This is a genomic window from Methanoculleus receptaculi, assembly GCF_033472595.1.
GTDB classification, from domain to species: Archaea; Halobacteriota; Methanomicrobia; order Methanomicrobiales; family Methanoculleaceae; genus Methanoculleus; species Methanoculleus receptaculi.
This window is the reverse complement of the sequence record NZ_CP137642.1, coordinates 508699-525134: the sequence shown is the minus strand read 5'-3', so window position 1 is coordinate 525134 and position 16436 is coordinate 508699. Positions and strand designations below refer to the sequence as shown.

General features: G+C 59.7%; 13 protein-coding genes and 1 pseudogene. 7 read left to right on the top strand and 7 right to left on the bottom strand.

Going from position 1 to position 16436, the window contains the following annotated elements:
* Positions 1–3 precede the first annotated feature (3 nt).
* Complete coding sequence (locus R6Y96_RS02795) at positions 4–759, bottom strand: TrmB family transcriptional regulator (RefSeq protein WP_318622000.1); 756 nt, start codon at positions 757–759, stop codon at positions 4–6.
* A gap of 535 nt (positions 760–1294) precedes the next feature.
* Here R6Y96_RS02795 and R6Y96_RS02790 point away from each other — a divergent pair.
* The gene (locus R6Y96_RS02790) at positions 1295–1633 is read left to right on the top strand and encodes a hypothetical protein (RefSeq protein ID WP_318621999.1); all 339 of its coding nucleotides are present in this window, start codon (positions 1295–1297) and stop codon (positions 1631–1633) included.
* Positions 1630–3897: an efflux RND transporter permease subunit gene (locus tag R6Y96_RS02785; RefSeq protein ID WP_318621998.1), complete on the top strand. Its 2268-nt coding sequence runs from the start codon at positions 1630–1632 to the stop codon at positions 3895–3897. Before R6Y96_RS02790 ends, R6Y96_RS02785 begins: the two co-directional genes overlap by 4 nt.
* Positions 3898–3988: 91 nt before the next feature.
* Here the strand turns inward: R6Y96_RS02785 and R6Y96_RS02780 are convergent, their stop codons facing one another.
* Together R6Y96_RS02780 and R6Y96_RS02775 are read right to left on the bottom strand one after the other, a co-directional pair.
* The gene (locus R6Y96_RS02780; RefSeq protein WP_404810323.1) at positions 3989–4789 is read right to left on the bottom strand and encodes a 4Fe-4S binding protein; all 801 of its coding nucleotides are present in this window, start codon (positions 4787–4789) and stop codon (positions 3989–3991) included.
* Positions 4790–4814: 25 nt separating this feature from the next.
* On the bottom strand, positions 4815–5093 hold the full coding sequence (locus R6Y96_RS02775; RefSeq protein WP_214022456.1) for a ubiquitin-like small modifier protein 1: 279 nt from the start codon (positions 5091–5093) through the stop codon (positions 4815–4817).
* A 109-nt stretch (positions 5094–5202) separates the two neighbouring features.
* Between R6Y96_RS02775 and R6Y96_RS02770 the strand changes: the two genes are divergently transcribed.
* From R6Y96_RS02770 to R6Y96_RS02750, 5 genes and pseudogenes are all read left to right on the top strand, one after another.
* On the top strand, positions 5203–5526 hold the full coding sequence (locus R6Y96_RS02770) for a transcriptional regulator (RefSeq protein WP_318621997.1): 324 nt from the start codon (positions 5203–5205) through the stop codon (positions 5524–5526).
* Positions 5519–6358 (top strand): ATP-dependent sacrificial sulfur transferase LarE, encoded by an 840-nt coding sequence (larE, locus tag R6Y96_RS02765; RefSeq protein ID WP_318622467.1) that lies wholly within the window; start codon positions 5519–5521, stop codon positions 6356–6358. Before R6Y96_RS02770 ends, larE begins: the two co-directional genes overlap by 8 nt.
* An 85-nt stretch (positions 6359–6443) precedes the next feature.
* Positions 6444–7433 carry a histone deacetylase family protein gene (locus R6Y96_RS02760; RefSeq protein WP_318621996.1) on the top strand — a complete coding sequence of 330 codons (990 nt, stop codon included), beginning with the start codon at positions 6444–6446 and terminating at the stop codon, positions 7431–7433.
* Between the two features lie 450 nt (positions 7434–7883).
* Positions 7884–8078: pseudogene (locus tag R6Y96_RS02755) on the top strand (energy-coupling factor transporter transmembrane component T); the annotation flags it as partial.
* Between the two features lie 122 nt (positions 8079–8200).
* A complete protein-coding gene (locus tag R6Y96_RS02750; protein ID WP_214022627.1) occupies positions 8201–8599 on the top strand; it encodes a hypothetical protein in 399 nt (132 codons plus the stop codon).
* Positions 8600–8603: 4 nt separating this feature from the next.
* On the opposite strand, the gene R6Y96_RS02745 is transcribed toward R6Y96_RS02750, so the two are convergent.
* Genes R6Y96_RS02745 through R6Y96_RS02730 form a run of 4 tightly spaced genes read right to left on the bottom strand, consistent with a single transcriptional unit; the run spans position 8604 to position 16187 of the window.
* Positions 8604–9305, bottom strand: coding sequence for a sugar phosphate isomerase/epimerase family protein (locus tag R6Y96_RS02745; protein WP_318621995.1), 702 nt, complete (start codon positions 9303–9305; stop codon positions 8604–8606).
* 55 nt (positions 9306–9360) lie between these two features.
* Entirely contained in the window at positions 9361–10476 is a 1116-nt protein-coding gene (locus tag R6Y96_RS02740) for a WD40 repeat domain-containing protein (RefSeq protein ID WP_318621994.1), read from the bottom strand.
* A gap of 30 nt (positions 10477–10506) precedes the next feature.
* A complete protein-coding gene (locus R6Y96_RS02735; RefSeq protein ID WP_318621993.1) occupies positions 10507–12495 on the bottom strand; it encodes a helical backbone metal receptor in 1989 nt (662 codons plus the stop codon).
* Positions 12495–16187 carry a DUF4430 domain-containing protein gene (locus R6Y96_RS02730; RefSeq protein WP_318621992.1) on the bottom strand — a complete coding sequence of 1231 codons (3693 nt, stop codon included), beginning with the start codon at positions 16185–16187 and terminating at the stop codon, positions 12495–12497. The genes R6Y96_RS02735 and R6Y96_RS02730 overlap by 1 nt, the downstream gene beginning before the upstream one ends.
* Positions 16188–16436: the final 249 nt, after the last annotated feature.

The window sequence follows — 16436 nt, the reverse complement described above, 5'->3', positions numbered from 1 at the left end:
GGATCACGCCGCCTCTTCCAGCCGCTCGACGACCGTCTTCTGGAGATATCCGATGATCGGCATATCCGAGCCTATCACCGCGTGCCGGCCGGAACCGGCGGTGGCAATTACCAGGAAGTCCCGGCCGTCGACCAGGATCGTGCACTCGTCCTGCCTCAAGTCGATCAGGGACTCGTTCACCGGCGGCGTATTGAGAAGATCGATCACTGCCCCCCTGGCCTCGTAGATCGGGAGCTTGATCTCTGAGTAGTCCTCCTTTCTGCGTACAACGACGTACAGATCTATCCTCTTCTCAAGCGGTTTGATGGCCGCATAGTGTCTTCGGAGGAACTCCGGATTGTAACAGAGGATCACCATGCTCTTCTTCACCCGGCGAAATAGCGCTGATACATGGTTCTCGATCGCCCAGTCGCTCCGGAGGATGAAGAACGAGTCGGGAGGAAGACGCGGTTTGACCGAGAGTCTCTTCAGCGCCTCGCGGGTCAAATCGAGGCTGCGGATCTGGTCGTCCTTGAGCCGGTCAAAGACCAGATCGATATCGAGAACGTAGTAGGATGTGGGAGACCCCTCTTCAACCCCGATAAAACCCCGGCGCGCAAGGTCGTTTAAGATCTCGTAGATCCGCCCGCGGGGAACTCCGCTGATCTCGTGGAGGTCCCGTGCAGTCGCTTTCTGAAGCCCGACAAGCGTGGAATAGACGCGTGCCTCGTATTCGTTCATCCCCAGCGCACGCAGCCCAGCGACAACTTCAGCAGTCATTGCACCCCTGTTGGGTTGCAACACACTTATGGGTTGCGAAGAGAGATCACGTACACCGCTAGGAGAGTCGATCTCTCCCCGCCAGAGCATCTTTGATCAGGCAGCCGTCAGCACGCCCGGGATAACCCCTCCTTTCGCGAGGATGGCTGCCCCGGCATGCGATGGATGATACATAACAGAGCGCAGGGGCCGTATCACGCTTCGAGAGACCAGGAGAGAGACCCGTCAACAAGATCCCGGGCCTTAACCCGCGGCAGGGGCGGCGGGAATGCGCACGTCTGAAACCGGCGCTCATTCCGGATTTCTGTTCCCCATATAGCCTACCAGTAAACCCTCAACTTCCACAGCAGTTCCTTTGCACTGGATCGGTTCCTATTCGGGGTTGCAACAGGTTCATATCCAGTCCCCCGAAAACATTACCTCCAGCTGATGAACCATTTATGAGAGGAGAGACGTGAACTGCGCAACCACCTGTAACACAGGACTCAACCGTGGTTCCAGGGAACCACCCTGCAGACACCCGGCCCACCGTGAGATGTCCAGCAGTGAACCGCATATTGAGGAGACCGACCAGGTCTGGTTTGAAGCCGGATTTCTCCCGCCAGAGGAGCATCGGCTGGCCGTGGCCGTGCTCCACCACCTTGCCCTGGACGAAGACCCCGCAACCCCCCTGTTATCATCCACACTGAGCAGAGCAGCAGGAGCCACAGGATTTGAGAGTGGTTACTGGGTCTTCGACCCCTCAAAACTCCTCCGCATCGCATCGGAATACGGGATCGAACCAGACGGGATGAGCGAGACCGCGGTCGCCCATGCGGTGACTCTTGCGATCATAAATGAATACCGGGAGGAGATGGAGGGGGGGTGCAGGTGAAGAACCCTTACGAATGGCTTGCCAGCGCCATCAACAACCATACCTGGACGGTTGCAGGGGTCGCTGCAGCCGTATTTGTCCTGGCGCTCCTGGGTCTCTCGATGGTCTCGATGGAGACAGGTGAGGATACCTATCTTGACAAGACCACACCACGCGGAGCGCTCCTGGATCACTACATGGAGACCTACGGATCTGACGCGATCATGCTCCTCTACGAGGCAGACAACGTCAGGGACCCCGAGATCCTCAGGTATATAGACAACCTCCAGGAAGACCTCAGGAGCGAGCGGTATGTCGAGAGCGTATCCGGCGTTACCGACTTACTGAAACAGGCAAACGGTGGCGTCCTGCCGTCTTCAAAAGCGGAGATCGATGCGATCATTTCACAGGCTCCCCCTGAAGCGATCGAACAGATGATGCCCTCGGGGCTCATAACGATCGGGGTCATCAACCTTGAACCCGGTGTCGGCCTGGATACTCAGAAACAGGTCCTCGGAAACGTCAGGTCGACCATAGCCATCTCAAACCCCCCACCGGGCCTTACCATCACGGTCACCGGGAACCCGGCGTTCGCCCAGGACATGATGGAAGACATGGGGACAGAGACGGGCACACTGATCTTTGTGGCCATGGTTCTGATGATCGTTGCTGTGATGCTCCTCTTCTCGCACGTCCGCTACAGTCTTCTCCCCGTCGCGATCGTGGCCATCGGCCTGATCTCAACCTTCGGGTTGATGGGGCTATTCGGCATCCCGATCAGCATGGTGGTTGTCGGGGCTTTCCCGGTGCTAATAGGGATCGGGATAGACTATGCTGTCCAGTTCCACGCACGGTTCGATGATGAAGTCCGGCAGAAGACGATCCCTGAGGCCGTATGGGCCACCGTCACCCAGATGGGGCCCTCCGTCCTGATCGCGATGTCGGCAACGGCGCTAGGGTTCATCGCGATGTTCTTTGCCCCGGTCCCCATGGTGGCCGACTTCGGGATGGTCTGCGCCATCGGGATCGCCTCCTGCTACATTGCGGCGCTTGTAATCGTCCCGATCTTTGCGACCGTCACCCGCTACCGGCCAAAGAATGAGAAAACAACCACGGGAGACACCACCTCACAACCATCAGAGGAGGAGTCCCTCATGGAGCGGTATGACCGCTTCCTCGGCCGTCTGGCCTACACCATCGCAAAACACCCCATACCTGTAATCATGCTGTTTGCGGTGGTTGCGGCGGGAGGATTCTACCTTGACCAGAGCGTCCCTGTCAGTGCGGATGAGAAGACCTTCGTCCCGGATGACATGCCCGCTCTCATCTCCCTCGAGAAACTCATCAGGGTGATGGGATCGACGAGCACCATCCCGGTCGTTGTGAGCGCAGACGACGTCCTCTCCCCTGACACTCTCGCCTGGATCGATCGGTTCGGAGCTTACGAGATCGCGAACAACGACAAGATCACAGGGGCGATCAGCGTGGCCACCCTGGTCAGGGACTACAACGGCGGTGTGCTCCCCTCGACAGAGAGGGAGGTCGACACGGTCGTTGCCCGGATCCCGGAGTCGACCCTGAACCGCTACCTCAACGGGAAGATGGAGGCGGTGCTCGAGTTCTCGACGGTAGAAATGGAGATGAGCGTTGCCCGCGACCTTATCAAGAGGATGCAGGATGATGTTGCATGGAGCAACCCGCCGGCCGGCGTGACGGTGAAGATCACCGGCAGCCTGGAGATGTTTGCGGCCGTAATGGACGATATCAGCGAGTCCCGTGTGTATATGACAGTGCTCGGGTTTGCCTTCATCCTTGTCTTCCTGATCCTGGTCTACCGGAAATTCAGTGCCATCTCACCGATCATCCCGATCGTCTTCATTGTGGGCTGGAACGGAGGGATCATGTACATGCTCGGCCTGGATTACACCCCGCTGACCGCCGTCCTGGGGTCGATGACGATAGGCGTCGCATCAGAGTACACCGTTCTTATCATGGAGCGTTGCGAAGAAGAACTTGCCCGCGGCATGCCATTCCTCGAGGCTATCCAGACAGCCGTCCAGAAGATAGGGACGGCAATCACGGTCTCGGGGCTGACAACGGTCTTCGGGTTCTCCGCACTCATCGTCTCAAACTTCAACATCATCAGCAACTTCGGGATCGTGACCGTCCTCTCGGTGGCATTTTCGCTCCTGGGCGCGATCGTGGTGATGCCAGCTATCCTGGCGTTGATGTACCGCTTCACCGCGCGTTCCCGGGCCCCGGCCGGGATCGCAGCCCCCGAATGAGTCGGAAAAATCACCTCCCTCTCTTTTTGCCAGGTGGCAATGGGTCTCCCTGCCATGAAAAGCCCCGCGGACTGCCTCGTTGGCGGGGGCGCTAAAGCCCACCATACTTCTGCACGTGCTCCCTGGCCCGGAGATGACGTGGATCTTCAGCAGCAGCGCTGCGAGCGTAGTGCCGCCGATCCTCTCCCACCGGGCAGACCCTGATGCAGATCCCGCAGGGGGAGGTGTGGCGGCGGCCGAGTCGGGCGCTGTTTGCAGCACAGGCCGCGCTGTCGGTCAGACCGTCGGGGTAGTCCAGTTCATCGAGCGCACCCACGGGGCAGGAGTGGACACAGAGCATGCAACGGGTGCAAAGGTCTTCCGGAAACAGCGGATCGGCCGGGATCTCAGCTGTGGTGATAACGGAGGCAAACCGGACACGCGGGCCGTATTCCGGCGTGAGGATGGTGTTGTTCACGCCGAAAGTTCCAAGCCCGGCGAGGAAAGCGGCGTGGCGGTGTGAGAAGAATGCCACCGGGTTCTTCAGGAGCACCTCGATGCTTCCATAACCGTCCCGCGGGACGAAGACCGAGGGGTGGCCACGGTCGTTGAGGAAGGAAGCAAGCCGGTAGGTGTACTGGTCAAGCAGGGTGTTTACGGTTCTATAGAGTTCGTGGTAGTAGATCGAGGGTGCGGTCTCGATCACCGGGAGGTGGATCGGCAGGCCGATCACGATCACCGAGCGCGCGCCGGGAAAGATCGATTGGGGGTAGAAGTCTTCCGGCATCCAGGGGAGGAACGGCGGGTTCTCCCATCGCTCAGTGTTCGCGACCCTGACGAGGGGGATCTCCATCTTCCGGCACTGCTCGATGACAGCAGCCTTGAGGTCGTCGTTCATGGCTATCGAACACATATCTCCGGCCGGGGAAAAAGGTTCATCATCCTCCAGCAACCGGCGGGAAGAGGGCAATCTCGTCTCCATCCTCAAGGGCGAGAGACCCGATATCGTTCCTGTTTGCCCGTTTCCCGTTCAGCATCAGTATGACATGCGGCCGGAGTCTCCCCGTCTCATCGAAGACCGCAACGGCCTCGTCACCGGCACGTTCCCTGAGGACGGCGAGAACCGCTTCCATCTGCGCTCCGTCCGGGAGATCGATAGAGAACTCACTCCCCAGGATCTCCCTGAACCTGGCAAATGCCTTCACGCTGAGCCTCATATCCTCACCTCACCCGAACCATGCACAAAGGTATTTCTTCTCCTGGAGGCAGATTAACAATTGTTAACATCACTGGTGGTACTCTCGAACAACTACGAGTTATGGTATCATGAAACTTCCCTGCCAGTCGGTTGTATGGAACGTTCTGCCTGCACTTCGTGCCGCAATCGCGGAAGAGTTCATTGCTCTCGGGGTCTCCCGGATGGAGGCCGCCCGCCTCCTGGAGATGACGCCCCCGGCAATCTCCCATTACCGCACCGGTAAACGCGGTTACCGGATCGTCTTTGAGGGCGATGCAAGAGGCCCGCTAAGCCGGCTTGGCCGTTACCTCAAGGACAACCGGGTTGAAGACCTTGCATCCCGCATCTGTGAGATCTGCATACAGATCCGCGGGGAGAACCTGCTCGAGGGCTCGTGTGGCACGGATGCGTGAGGGGAGTGTGCCGATGGAGGCTGAGTGCGGCAGGGAGATGATCATCGGTGCCCTGATGAAGCACGAACGCCTGCTGATCGCCTTCTCCGGCGGCGTCGACAGCTCTCTTCTTGCGGCACTGGCCGTCCAGGCTCTGGGTCGGGAGCGCGTCCGCTGTGTTCTCCTGGACTCCCCCCTCATCCCCCGGCGGGAGGTCGAGAAGGCGAAAGAGACCGCCGCGGAACTCGGGCTTCCCCTGGAGGTTGTGGCGTTCCCGATCCTTGCAGACCCCACCTTCCGGGAAAACCGGGCTGACCGCTGTTACACCTGCAAGAAAGCGGCATTCCGGCTGCTCAAAGAGGTTGCCAGACTGGAGGGAATCGAGACGATCGCAGACGGGACGAACCTCTCCGACCTTGGCGAGTACCGCCCGGGGCTTGCCGCCAGCGATGAGGAGGGGATCTGTCACCCCCTTGCCGAGGCGGGCGCAACCAAAGAGGATATACGGAGGATCGCTCGCGAGTGCGGTCTCTCCTGCTGGAACAGACCGGCGGCAGCCTGTCTTGCCACCCGCATCCCCTACGGTAGCGAGGTAACAGAAGAGACGCTTGCAAGGGTTGAGGCGGCCGAGGACGCACTCTGCGACCGTGGTTTCTCAGGGGTGCGGGTCAGGGTGCACGGCAGCCTTGCCAGGATCGAGGTGCCGGAGGATGGGATGGCACGGCTATTTGAGGTGCGCCGCGATATAGCGGCGGAGTTTCGCCGGCTGGGGTTTGTCTACGTCACCCTTGACCTCGCCGGCTACCGCAGCGGGAGCATGGATGAGGCAAATGAACATCTGCACCGGCCCTGAACGCATCCGGGGCGCATCTGGAAGGCCTGATCTTCCGGGCAGATAAGATTCATATCGGGGGCCGCCAACCCACCATCGATCCGCCATGCCCTGCACGGTCGTGACAGGTGATGTCTTCTCAGGCCACGACGACCCCGGCCATCCCGAGTCGCAGGCACGCCTCGATGCCGCGCTGACCGGGGTGCCGGCCGGAACAGATTGCATCGCGCCGGTGAGAGCGGCACCCGGCGACCTCGCCCTGGTGCACACGGAGCGGCATATCGAGACCCTGCGGCAGCTCTGCCGCGCTCTCCCACCAGGACGCGCCCTCTACCTCGACCCGGACACCTACATCACCGCCGGGTCGTTCGACGCCGCCCTGTACGCGGCTGGGGGTGCGTGGCAGGCGGTGGAACGGGCGCTCGAGGGTGAGCACTGTTTTGCTCTAGTCCGACCACCGGGGCATCACGCCACACCGGATCGAGCAATGGGGTTCTGCCTCTTCAACAACATCGCTATCGCCGTGGCAAAGGCGCTCCGTGAGGTCGAGCGGGTTGCTATAGTGGACTGGGATGTGCACCACGGGAACGGGACGCAGGCGGCGTTTTACACCACGGATCGGGTTTTATACTGCTCGGTTCACCAGGCAGGGATCTTTCCCGGAACGGGGTGGCCGGAAGAACGGGGTGCCGGCCGGGGTGCCGGGTATACCATCAACCTGCCGGTTGTGGCAGGTTCAACCGGCGCCGACTACGCCATTGTCTTCCGGAGGGTATTTGCCCCGGCACTTGCAAGGTTCGAACCGGACGCTCTGGTGGTCTCGGCAGGGCAGGACGCGCTCTTTGATGACCCGCTCGCGTCGCTGCTCCTACGGCCAGAAGACTTCGGGGCGCTGACCGCGATGCTTCTTGAAGTATACGATGGGGCGCTCGCCCTCGTGCTCGAGGGTGGCTATAGCGTCTCGCACCCGGCGGCAATAGGATCTATCATCGCCGCTCTCGATGGGGCACGCTTCAACCCGGGGCCAGGTGAGCCGAAGGAGACCACCCGGCAACTTGTTGAGGCTTACGCCAGTGCCGGGCACGCCGTTCCTTGAGAAGGGGGTGAACAGGGTTTGCCGCCCCCCGGCCAGGCCGGTGCCTCTCCTCTTCTGGCGGCTGGCAGCAGAAGAAACAATCGGCTCTCGCGCGACGGGGACCTGGGGGGCACGGGTAGATGCGGTGGAGCACCCGGCGGTCTGCCAGGAGTCTTGAGACCCGATTCGAGGTCAACATCCCCAGGCTGCGCCCCGGCCTGATAATCGTTGCAATGGGCGACAGACCCCCCAGAAGCCTGTATCACCGCAGACCGCCTGAGCGTCTGGTGTCCGGGGGTGAGTGGGGGTTTTGTCAACTACCCACCCAATTTTGTCAACTACCCACCTAAAGGGGTGGGCCTCCTGCCTGTTTGATCGGTGAGAGAGATCTCCCAGTGGCACGCCAGGATATGGGAGCAGGTTTCCGTCGGTTTCAGGTTAGAGTCATTCTGAAAGTCCGGTCTCCCGGCCCTGGCACGGCGGTTCATCCCGAGCCTCCAGCTTGAGGCAAAACGGATCCACGAGGCGCAGCTCGCCCGCGCCTACAACCCCGGAAAGGGTGTTGCTGGGAAGGTAAGAGGGCTCTTTCCCATCATCATCCCGCTGGTCTCGAACGCCCTGGGGAAAGCAACGGTTCTCGGGCTGACCATTGACCTGCGGGGTTACCACTCGGGAAAACAGACACCGGTGCGTGAACTCTCTCCGGGAAGGGCTGATTACGCCGGGATCTGCTGCATGGGTGTTGCGGTCGTCGGGTATTTGGCCGTGCTGATCGCATAACAAGGAATATGCACGATGCTGCCCCACCGGGGGCGTTTGAGTTCTACCTTGGCGGGAGCGCCGGCCCCTCCCTCTATGTCAGACTCGTTGGCGGCCGGCTCCTCTACGAATGGGCATCCAACGGCAGTTATTCAGGAGTGATTATGGAGGCAACGCCCACCCCGGAGGAATGGGCGCGGTTCCGGGAGACCGTCGACCGCCTGGGTGTCAGGGAGTGGGAACCGCAGTACCTCTCCGCCCACTCCTGCTGCGACGTCACCTACTGGTACCTCAAGATAGAGTTAGACGGGCAAAAGATCGTCGTGCAGGGCGCAGACGCGTACCCGGCCTCAACCGGGCCCAACGTCTCAAAGGAGTTCAGGGAGTTTTTTCTGGCGGTGAAAAATCTGGTCGGGCTGGAGCCGTGAGCGTTCAGGGGGTGAGACGCTCCAGGTAATCGAGGCTTTGCTCGAACTGTTGAAACGAGACCGGTTCGAGAACTTTCGTGGCGCCCGCCGGGACGGCTGCCAGCACGCGACGAAAATCGATGTTCCCCTCACCGCATGCCAGGTGGTCATCCCGGTTGCCGCAGTTGTCGTGCAGGTGAACGTGGATCGCTCCCCCCAGTTCCAGGAATGTTTCCAGGTTGCCGTTTGCGTGGGCGTGGCCCACATCGAGGGCAAAACCCAGTCCAGTATCGGCAAGACGGCCGAGGAAATCCGGTTCCCTGAAGAAACAGACATCCCACGTCCCCATGTTCTCGACGGCAAACCTTACGTTTACCTCCTGCTGCATCGCGGCAAGGTCGTCAAGCGACCGATCGAGGGCCCGTTGTGCGGCACCGCGCCTTTCCTCCTCCCAGACGTGCCCGGGATGAATGACCAGTCTCACAGCGCCGATACGATCACAGACCTCCGCGAGGTCCCCGATGACCTGGATGGCCGCCTTCCGGAGGCGCTCGTTCTCGGATGCTATATTTATATCACCTGTAGGGGCGTGAACCGTATACTGCAGATCAAATGAATGGCAGGCTTCTTCAGATACGAAGAGGGAGTGAAGGCTGTCAGAGAGGATCTCCGCACAACCTGTGAGGCTGGAGATCGCATCCAGCGCCTCCTCAAGTGACCGGTCCATCAGGCACCAGGTTGAGCAGCCGATAGAATTCAGTGTGGGCATAGAGAACAAGGGCCTACCGTCCCTCTCTTCGCAACCAGATCAGGGCAGCAGCAGATGCAACCACAGCAACCGGCGTTGTCGGGGAGAGTGCCATCCCCTCCTGTTGTGAGGTTGTTTGCCCCTGAGGGGGTGCGACGCTGGTTTGAGATGGTTCGGCGGCAGCGGTGACGGCGTTAGATAAAGTATCATCCGGTGTCCCGCATGAGATGGTTTCTGGTTGCAGCACAAAGAACGATACACTCCCGTCGAACGCGCCGGTTAGAAATTGCATACTCGCAGATGGAGCGGAGACCGACCCGATATCCTCTTCTGTTGCGTACGTCCATATGTTCTCTCCGCTCCGGTTGAAGACTGCAACACCTCCGTTTGCCAGGAGAAGAGTCGAACCGTCTCTGGAGATCGCAACATCGACGATCCTCCCTGGCACCGAAGACTTCCAGAGGAGCTGTCCGTTTCGATTCAGGAGGATCACCTGCTGGCTGGATGCTGCGGCAACCGTCGATCCGTCGCGGGAGATGACCGCCTTGATTCCGCCATTACCCGTTCTGTACGTCCAGAGGAGGCGCCCATCCCCGCTGAGGAAGTATACATCACCCGCGGCCCCGCCGGCAACGGTACCCGTACCCCCGCCATCGACCGATACACTTTTGATCCGGTCTTCCGCCTCAAACGTCCAGGAGACGTTAGCGACCGTTCGCTCCTTGTTCAGGGAGAAGACACAGAGGCCGGCATCAGTTGCCGTGCAGATGGTCCGTCCGTCAGCGGTGAGAGCAACGTCCCGGATGCGGGAATCCGGTTTATAGCGCCATATGATGTTTCCTTCCCGGTCAAACAGCAGAAGATGGTCACCGGCGGCAACGACGCGTTCGCTGTCTGATGAGATGGCCACACTCTCGCCATGGGACACCGGGTAACGCCAGAGAACCGTAGCGTTCTGATCATAGACGTAGATATTCCATTCCGTGATGACAGGACTGTATAGACCATCCTCTGAGAGTGCAACCGCCATAACCGGGTCTCCAACCCCGGACAGCCAGACCTCGCTGCCGGATATCTCCTGCCCGGCAACCGGGTAGACGAGACTGCCGAGCGCAAGAACAGCAAGAACAGCAAGAACAGCAAAAAGCAAGGTAAGGGTTAGACTCTGCCGCACGCTGCATCACTTCCTGCCTCTTTCATGGACCAGGAGAAGAACAAGGAGCGCACAGGCAAGAGTGATCACGTTGAAACCCGGCGACCGGGCCACGGTGGTCTCTTTCGGGCTGACCGTCTCAAATTGGTCAGGGTGGAGAATGGCCGCCACCTCTTCCAGCGCGTCCACGATCCTCGGCCCTCCGCGGCTGACGGCGTCAGCATCGATGACGTAGACGCGGCCGTTCCTGACTGCGGTGAGTTCCTGCATCCGTGGTTCATTCATGAAGTAGTCATAGACGATATCGCGCCCCCTCTCACTCATACCGTCTCCGGAACTGACCAGGATGTAATCCGGATCCATGACGATAAACTCTTCAAGGCTGACGATACCCCATCCATCGACCTGATCGAATACGTTAACACCCCCGGCCATCCTGATCACCTCGTCCTGGAACGTATCCCTGCCGCTGACCCAGATCGGGTCGTACCAGACGACATGGGTGACCGATGGTTTTTCCTCCAGTGTCTCAGTCTTCCCGGTCACCGCCTCTACACGGGCCTGGAGTTCCCCAACGAGCGTCGAGGCCTCTTCCTCCTGGCCGGTCACCACACCGACAAGTTCGATGTCGTGCAGGACGTCTTCGACCGTCAGCGGGTTGAGGGAGACAACAGTTAGCCCCAGAGACCGCAGACGGTTGACAACATCCTCGGTATTCCCGAAAGCGGCGAGGACCAGATCCGGTTCCGCTGCGATCACCTTCTCGATGTTGGTGGTGCTGTAGCCGCCGACCTGGGGTTTATCTGCCGCTTCGGGAGGGTAGTTGCAGTAGTCGGTGACGGCGACCACGCGGTCCTCAAGCCCGAGAGCATAAAGTATCTCGGTGTTTGATGGGGCAAGCGATACGATCCTCTGCGGGGTTCCCCGGATGGTGATGATCTCCCCGAAGTCATCGGTTACTGTAACGGATCTCTGGCTGTTATCCATCACCACCGGAGCGGTTGTAACGGTTGGGATCGCGGTTGGGGTCGTGGCCAGGGGAACAGTCGTTGCGCGTGGTTCCTGGGTGGAGGATTGCGGCTGCTGAACCTGTGCAGATGTTATGGGGTAGGGCATTCCAAGGAGTGCAGGTATCGCGCTTGCCGTCATCCGGCAGGGACTGTCTGTAACGTAGGCGGTGTAGCGAAACGATCCATCTGGGTTCTGGAGCCCGAGGAGGTGCTCAACCACATCCCTCTCCCCCACCACCCACTCGGCGGGGTTGTCTCCTGCGGCGACGATACCCTGGATAACCCAGGCATCGGAGGCAGCGTTTGTAGCACTCGTCCCGCCGTAATGGAACCCGCCGTCATCCTGCTGCATTCCTTTCAGGTAGGCGAGGGCGTTCTGCACCACAGTCGCATCGCTGGAGACGCCTGCCGCTGCGAGGGCTTCAAGCGCGGCACCGGTATCGTCCGGGTCGCTTTCAGCACCCTGCGTCCAGGGAAATCCACCGTCGGTGTTCTGCCTGGCTATCAGCCATTCGGCCGACGAATCGGTATCTTCGCCGACCGAAGCCAGGGCTATGATCGTCCAGATGGTCGTGTAAACGTGATCTCCTGCCTGGCCATCAGGTTTTACCCGAGATTTCAGTTCCGTGACGTGGTCAGTCCCGCAAAAAGCGTGTGGATCCTCTCCGATCGCGACCAGAGTCAGGATGGTGCGGGCGATATCTACGGTTCCTCCTTTTGCCAGGATCTCGTCGTTCATCGAGCGGAGGTAGTCAAGGGTCGAGTTTCCTCCGTTCGCCCAGTTCCGCGGATCTTCGCCAGCAGCGACGGCTGCCATTATCACCCACGATGTCGTGCCTGGGCTGCTCTCGCGCCCGATCTCCCCGAAACCGCCGTCACTCTTCTGGCAACCACGGATATAATCAACCGAGGCCTGGATGCCGGGGTCATCCGTGTTCAGCGGATAAGCGCCGCACGAGACGACACAGAGGAGGAGGATGAAGAGGGTGAGACCGATCCGCTTCATCAGGTTCTCCTCCGCTTGATGATGAGGTATGCCGCTCCCACGAGCAGGATCGTGCACACACCGATAATGAGAAGCGGTGATGAGAGGGGCAGCTTTGCCGCTGTGTTGTGCATCTCTGGTGTGGTGGCAAGACTGCCCAGGGCGGTGGTCGGAGCGATCACCCCGGTCTCCTCCTCTCCTCCGGCCCCGGCGGCCGGGACCACCCCAACCGCCAGAAGGCCGAAAGTAGATAGACCGTTGGGAGATACTGCTTCGAAGATCAGGTTGCCATCTGCATCGCTCCCGGCTGGCCGGGTATCAAGTATGGTGCAGGTACCGTCCTCCGCAGACCGCGCGATCCTTATGGCATCCAGACCGCCGTGCTCATCCACCCACGCAGGGTTTATGGTCATCGTGATCACCGCTCCCGCGACATCTCTGCCGTTCTCCAGGTTGATCCGCGTGACGGTCATGCTGTAGGCAACTGCGGTGACATCTTTGCCATTCTCTGCCGAGGCGAGATGGAATTCGCGCGCTGTCTCTGCATCGGGGGTCTCATTCAGGGAGATCCTGATCTGGCCGTCCCCAGGGATGCCTGTGAGGTTTAGGTTTACTGATGCAGCGATAACGCCCGTAGTGCTGAAATTGGCCCTGACGGGGCCGACCGATGCCGTGACACGCTCTACCAGGCCCGCGGCCAGGCCACCTTTCTTATCGATGTTCCGGGCGGTGATGACCAGTTTTACACCTTCCCGGTTGATGATGACGGTGTTTCCTGATACGTTTACCTGTTCCGTGGATCTATCTCCTGCGGTGAGATCAATCGAGAAACTCTGACCCCATTCTCCGAGTTTAACTGTGGCCCCTGCCGGTAACCCGAGGGAGAACGAGAGGACCTCTCCTGGTTCACCGGTTCCCGTGGTCGTGGTGGTCGATGTGGAACCCGAACCGCCGGAACCGCTTCCTGATGAACCCGATCCGGAACCACCGGACGACGACCCCGGGGTCACGACCCTGATGAAGATGGTATCCCGCGAGGTTGCCGGGGTTGAACTCATACTCTCGCTCCAGAAGAAGACAACCTCATCGCCGTTCTGGACGGCATATGCGTTTGCACCGACGCCAGGGCTTTCACCGTTCACCTGGTACATCCAGCCCGCGGTCCCTTCGTTCGCCCTGCCCCGGATGGAGTCGATGAAGAGCGAGCCATACTCCTGGTAATAAGCGTCGTTGATGGTGTATGCGATCCCCGTTGCATCGAGGGCCCCCAGCGCGGTCTGTCGATCGACCGTGTAGGTCTTTCCACTGTTCGTAGGGGTGATGTTGAATGTGCCCGCTGCAAGGGTGACGCTGACCCAGGAGGGTGACGAATCGCCGCCGCCACCGCCATCTCCGCCACCACCGCCACCCGATGCCTGGATGGAGACGGTGATGTTGACTGCCGCACGGGCGGTTTCTGGCGATGAACCCCAGGGACCATACCAGTATGTGACGACGTCCCCCTCCCTGAGAGAGTAATCGGCGGCACCGACCTCTGCAGGCACCCCGTTGACCGAATAGAGCCAGGAGTCCCATGTAGTATCGTTGTAGGCGATACCGCCAATGGAGTAGAGGAACAGACCCCAGGTGGTCTCCTGGATTGTGTAGTTAAACCCGCCTTTCGTTGCGGCGGCATCGAGAGCCCCGAGCGCTGATGTCCGGTTGATGGTGTAGACGGCACTCTCGTTGTTGAACGGCGTGACCTCGAAGGTCTGGCCGTCTGTCAGGCTGACAGTTCCCTCCCACGCAAAGTCGCGAAGGGTGACGTCGATAATGACGGCGTAATCGGCCTGGTCTATGAGCGGGGCATACGTGTCTGGATCCGCGGGGCAGTAGTAGAAGGCGAGCCTGTCGCCGTCTGCGAGGGTGTTCGCTCCGAGCCCTGCGGATGCCGCCGCACCGTTGATGAAGATGCTCCATGACCGCGCGTTCTCCTCTGTCCAGTCCTCGTTTGCGATGCCGGCGATATCCTCGAGCAGGAACGACCCATAAGATGCGTACCAGGCATCGGAGGCGTTGAAGGTAAAGTTCCCGCGAACTGCGGCGGCATCGAGAGCCCCGAGGTCAGTGGTGCGGTTAATCGTGTACGAGGCACTTTCGTTGTTCGGGGGGACGAACTGGAAGGTCTCACCTTCTATCAAGGTCACCGTCCCGTTCCATAGCGTGGTGACCGATGCAGGAGGCAGCGGGATGGAGACGGTAATGTTGACCGCCGCACGGGCGGTTTCTGGCGATGAACCCCAGGGACCATACCAGCAGGTGACAAGATCCCCATCCTTGAGAGAGTAATCGGCGGCACCGACCTCTGCAGGCACCCCGTTGACCGAATAGAGCCAGGAGTCCCATGTAGTATCGTTGTAGGCGATACCGCCGATGGAATAGAGGAACAGACCCCAGGTGGTCTCCTGGATTGTGTAGTTAAACCCGCCTTTCGTTGCGGCGGCATCGAGAGCCCCGAGCGCTGATGTCCGGTTGATGGTGTAGACGGCACTCTCGTTGTTGAACGGCGTGACCTCGAAGGTCTGGCCGTCTGTCAGGCTGACAGTTCCGCTCCATCCGGTAAACGCAGGTTCCGGTACCTCTCCTTCCCCGAAGGCGTAGAAGCGGTTGTTCTCGGCTCCGATGTAGAGAACACCGCCCGATACAGCGGGAGATGATGTGTAGAACGCAGAGAACGTCCCGTCGCCAGGGGCTTCGAGGGAGTATGACCAGACCGGTTCGCCGGTCTCGGCGTCCACCGCATACAGGGTTCCTGTCTCCTCGTTTGTCGCGGCGTAGACGAGGTTGCCGGCAACAACCGGTGCAACGTTTACCTCTTTTGCCTGGAAATGCCATTCCTCCTCACCGGTCGAGGCGTCCAGGCAGTGGAGGCCATCATAAGCCCCTACATAGATATAACCGTCAGCAATGACAGGGGTCGACATCGTCCCGGTCACGGAACTGTTCCAGCGCTCTGTGCCTGTGCTGCCGTCGAGGGCGTAGCACCGCGACGAGGTGGTGAAGTAAACTGTTCCGTCCGCTCCGATGACCGGCGAAGACTTTACCGATCCCCCCTGATTAAATCTCCAGATGGCGGTCTGCGCTGCAGGGTCGATGCAGAAGATCTGGCTCCTGTTTCCTGCGCAGTAGATCTTTCCATCGTAGCCTGCAGGAGAGGTGAAGTAGATCACACCCTTACCCGTTTCAAATCTCCAGGCTTCGGTACCATCAGGATCGAAGGCATGCAGCACGCCATCTGAAGCAGAGAGGGCGTAGATTTTTCCTTCGTAGACAAGAGGCGATGACGAGAGCCCAAAATAGCCGGTGGTGTCGATCCGATCGCTCACCCAGAGTGTATCTCCCGTCTCTTCATCGATGCAGTAGAGACGTCCATCGGTCCCGCCGAGGTAGACATAACCGTCAGCGACGGCGACCCCCGAGACGGAACCAACGCTGACGCCGCCAAGTTCATTCGTCCAGACCTCCACCCCGGTGACGGCGTCATAGCAGACAAGCCCCATCGGGTTGGCTTCGCCGAAGTTCATATCAGGCCAGGTCGGGACGAAGACTTTTCCGTTATACACCGCAGGTGAACCATCGGCCCATTCAGCGGTCTCCGCAATCCAGAGGAGGGCATCTGTCTGCGGCCCTTCTTCGGGGACGTAGCCGGTCCGCTGCTGATCGTAGTGGAACATTGGATATGATGCACTCGCCACCCCAACGAGCAGTAACAAAAGGACAATAGATCCCGCAAAGGGGAGCAACCGTTTAGGCCTCATAGTACAAGTACACTTTATCTAAATTAATAAAACTTTGCAAATTTAATTTTATATAACTACATATAATTTGCTTATGTAACCAAACCTCAACCTGGCTCCTGGAGGTCACCAGGCATCTCTACGGGCTATTATAAGTTGATAAACAGAGAAAATGTGGGACTTTGC

Excerpts from the sequence above, each read along its gene's own strand:
- R6Y96_RS02790 (WP_318621999.1), top strand. The coding sequence starts at position 1,295 with ATGTCCAGCAGTGAACCGCATATTGAGGAGACCGACCAGGTCTGGTTT.
- R6Y96_RS02795 (WP_318622000.1), bottom strand. The coding sequence starts at position 759 with ATGACTGCTGAAGTTGTCGCTGGGCTGCGTGCGCTGGGGATGAACGAA.
- R6Y96_RS02760 (WP_318621996.1), top strand. The coding sequence starts at position 6,444 with ATGCCCTGCACGGTCGTGACAGGTGATGTCTTCTCAGGCCACGACGAC.
- R6Y96_RS02730 (WP_318621992.1), bottom strand. The coding sequence starts at position 16,187 with ATGTTCCACTACGATCAGCAGCGGACCGGCTACGTCCCCGAAGAAGGG.
- R6Y96_RS02775 (WP_214022456.1), bottom strand. The coding sequence starts at position 5,093 with ATGAGGCTCAGCGTGAAGGCATTTGCCAGGTTCAGGGAGATCCTGGGG.
- R6Y96_RS02770 (WP_318621997.1), top strand. The coding sequence starts at position 5,203 with ATGAAACTTCCCTGCCAGTCGGTTGTATGGAACGTTCTGCCTGCACTT.
- R6Y96_RS02750 (WP_214022627.1), top strand. The coding sequence starts at position 8,201 with ATGCACGATGCTGCCCCACCGGGGGCGTTTGAGTTCTACCTTGGCGGG.
- R6Y96_RS02780 (WP_404810323.1), bottom strand. The coding sequence starts at position 4,789 with ATGTGTTCGATAGCCATGAACGACGACCTCAAGGCTGCTGTCATCGAG.
- R6Y96_RS02735 (WP_318621993.1), bottom strand. The coding sequence starts at position 12,495 with ATGAAGCGGATCGGTCTCACCCTCTTCATCCTCCTCCTCTGTGTCGTC.
- R6Y96_RS02745 (WP_318621995.1), bottom strand. The coding sequence starts at position 9,305 with ATGGACCGGTCACTTGAGGAGGCGCTGGATGCGATCTCCAGCCTCACA.
- larE (WP_318622467.1), top strand. The coding sequence starts at position 5,519 with ATGCGTGAGGGGAGTGTGCCGATGGAGGCTGAGTGCGGCAGGGAGATG.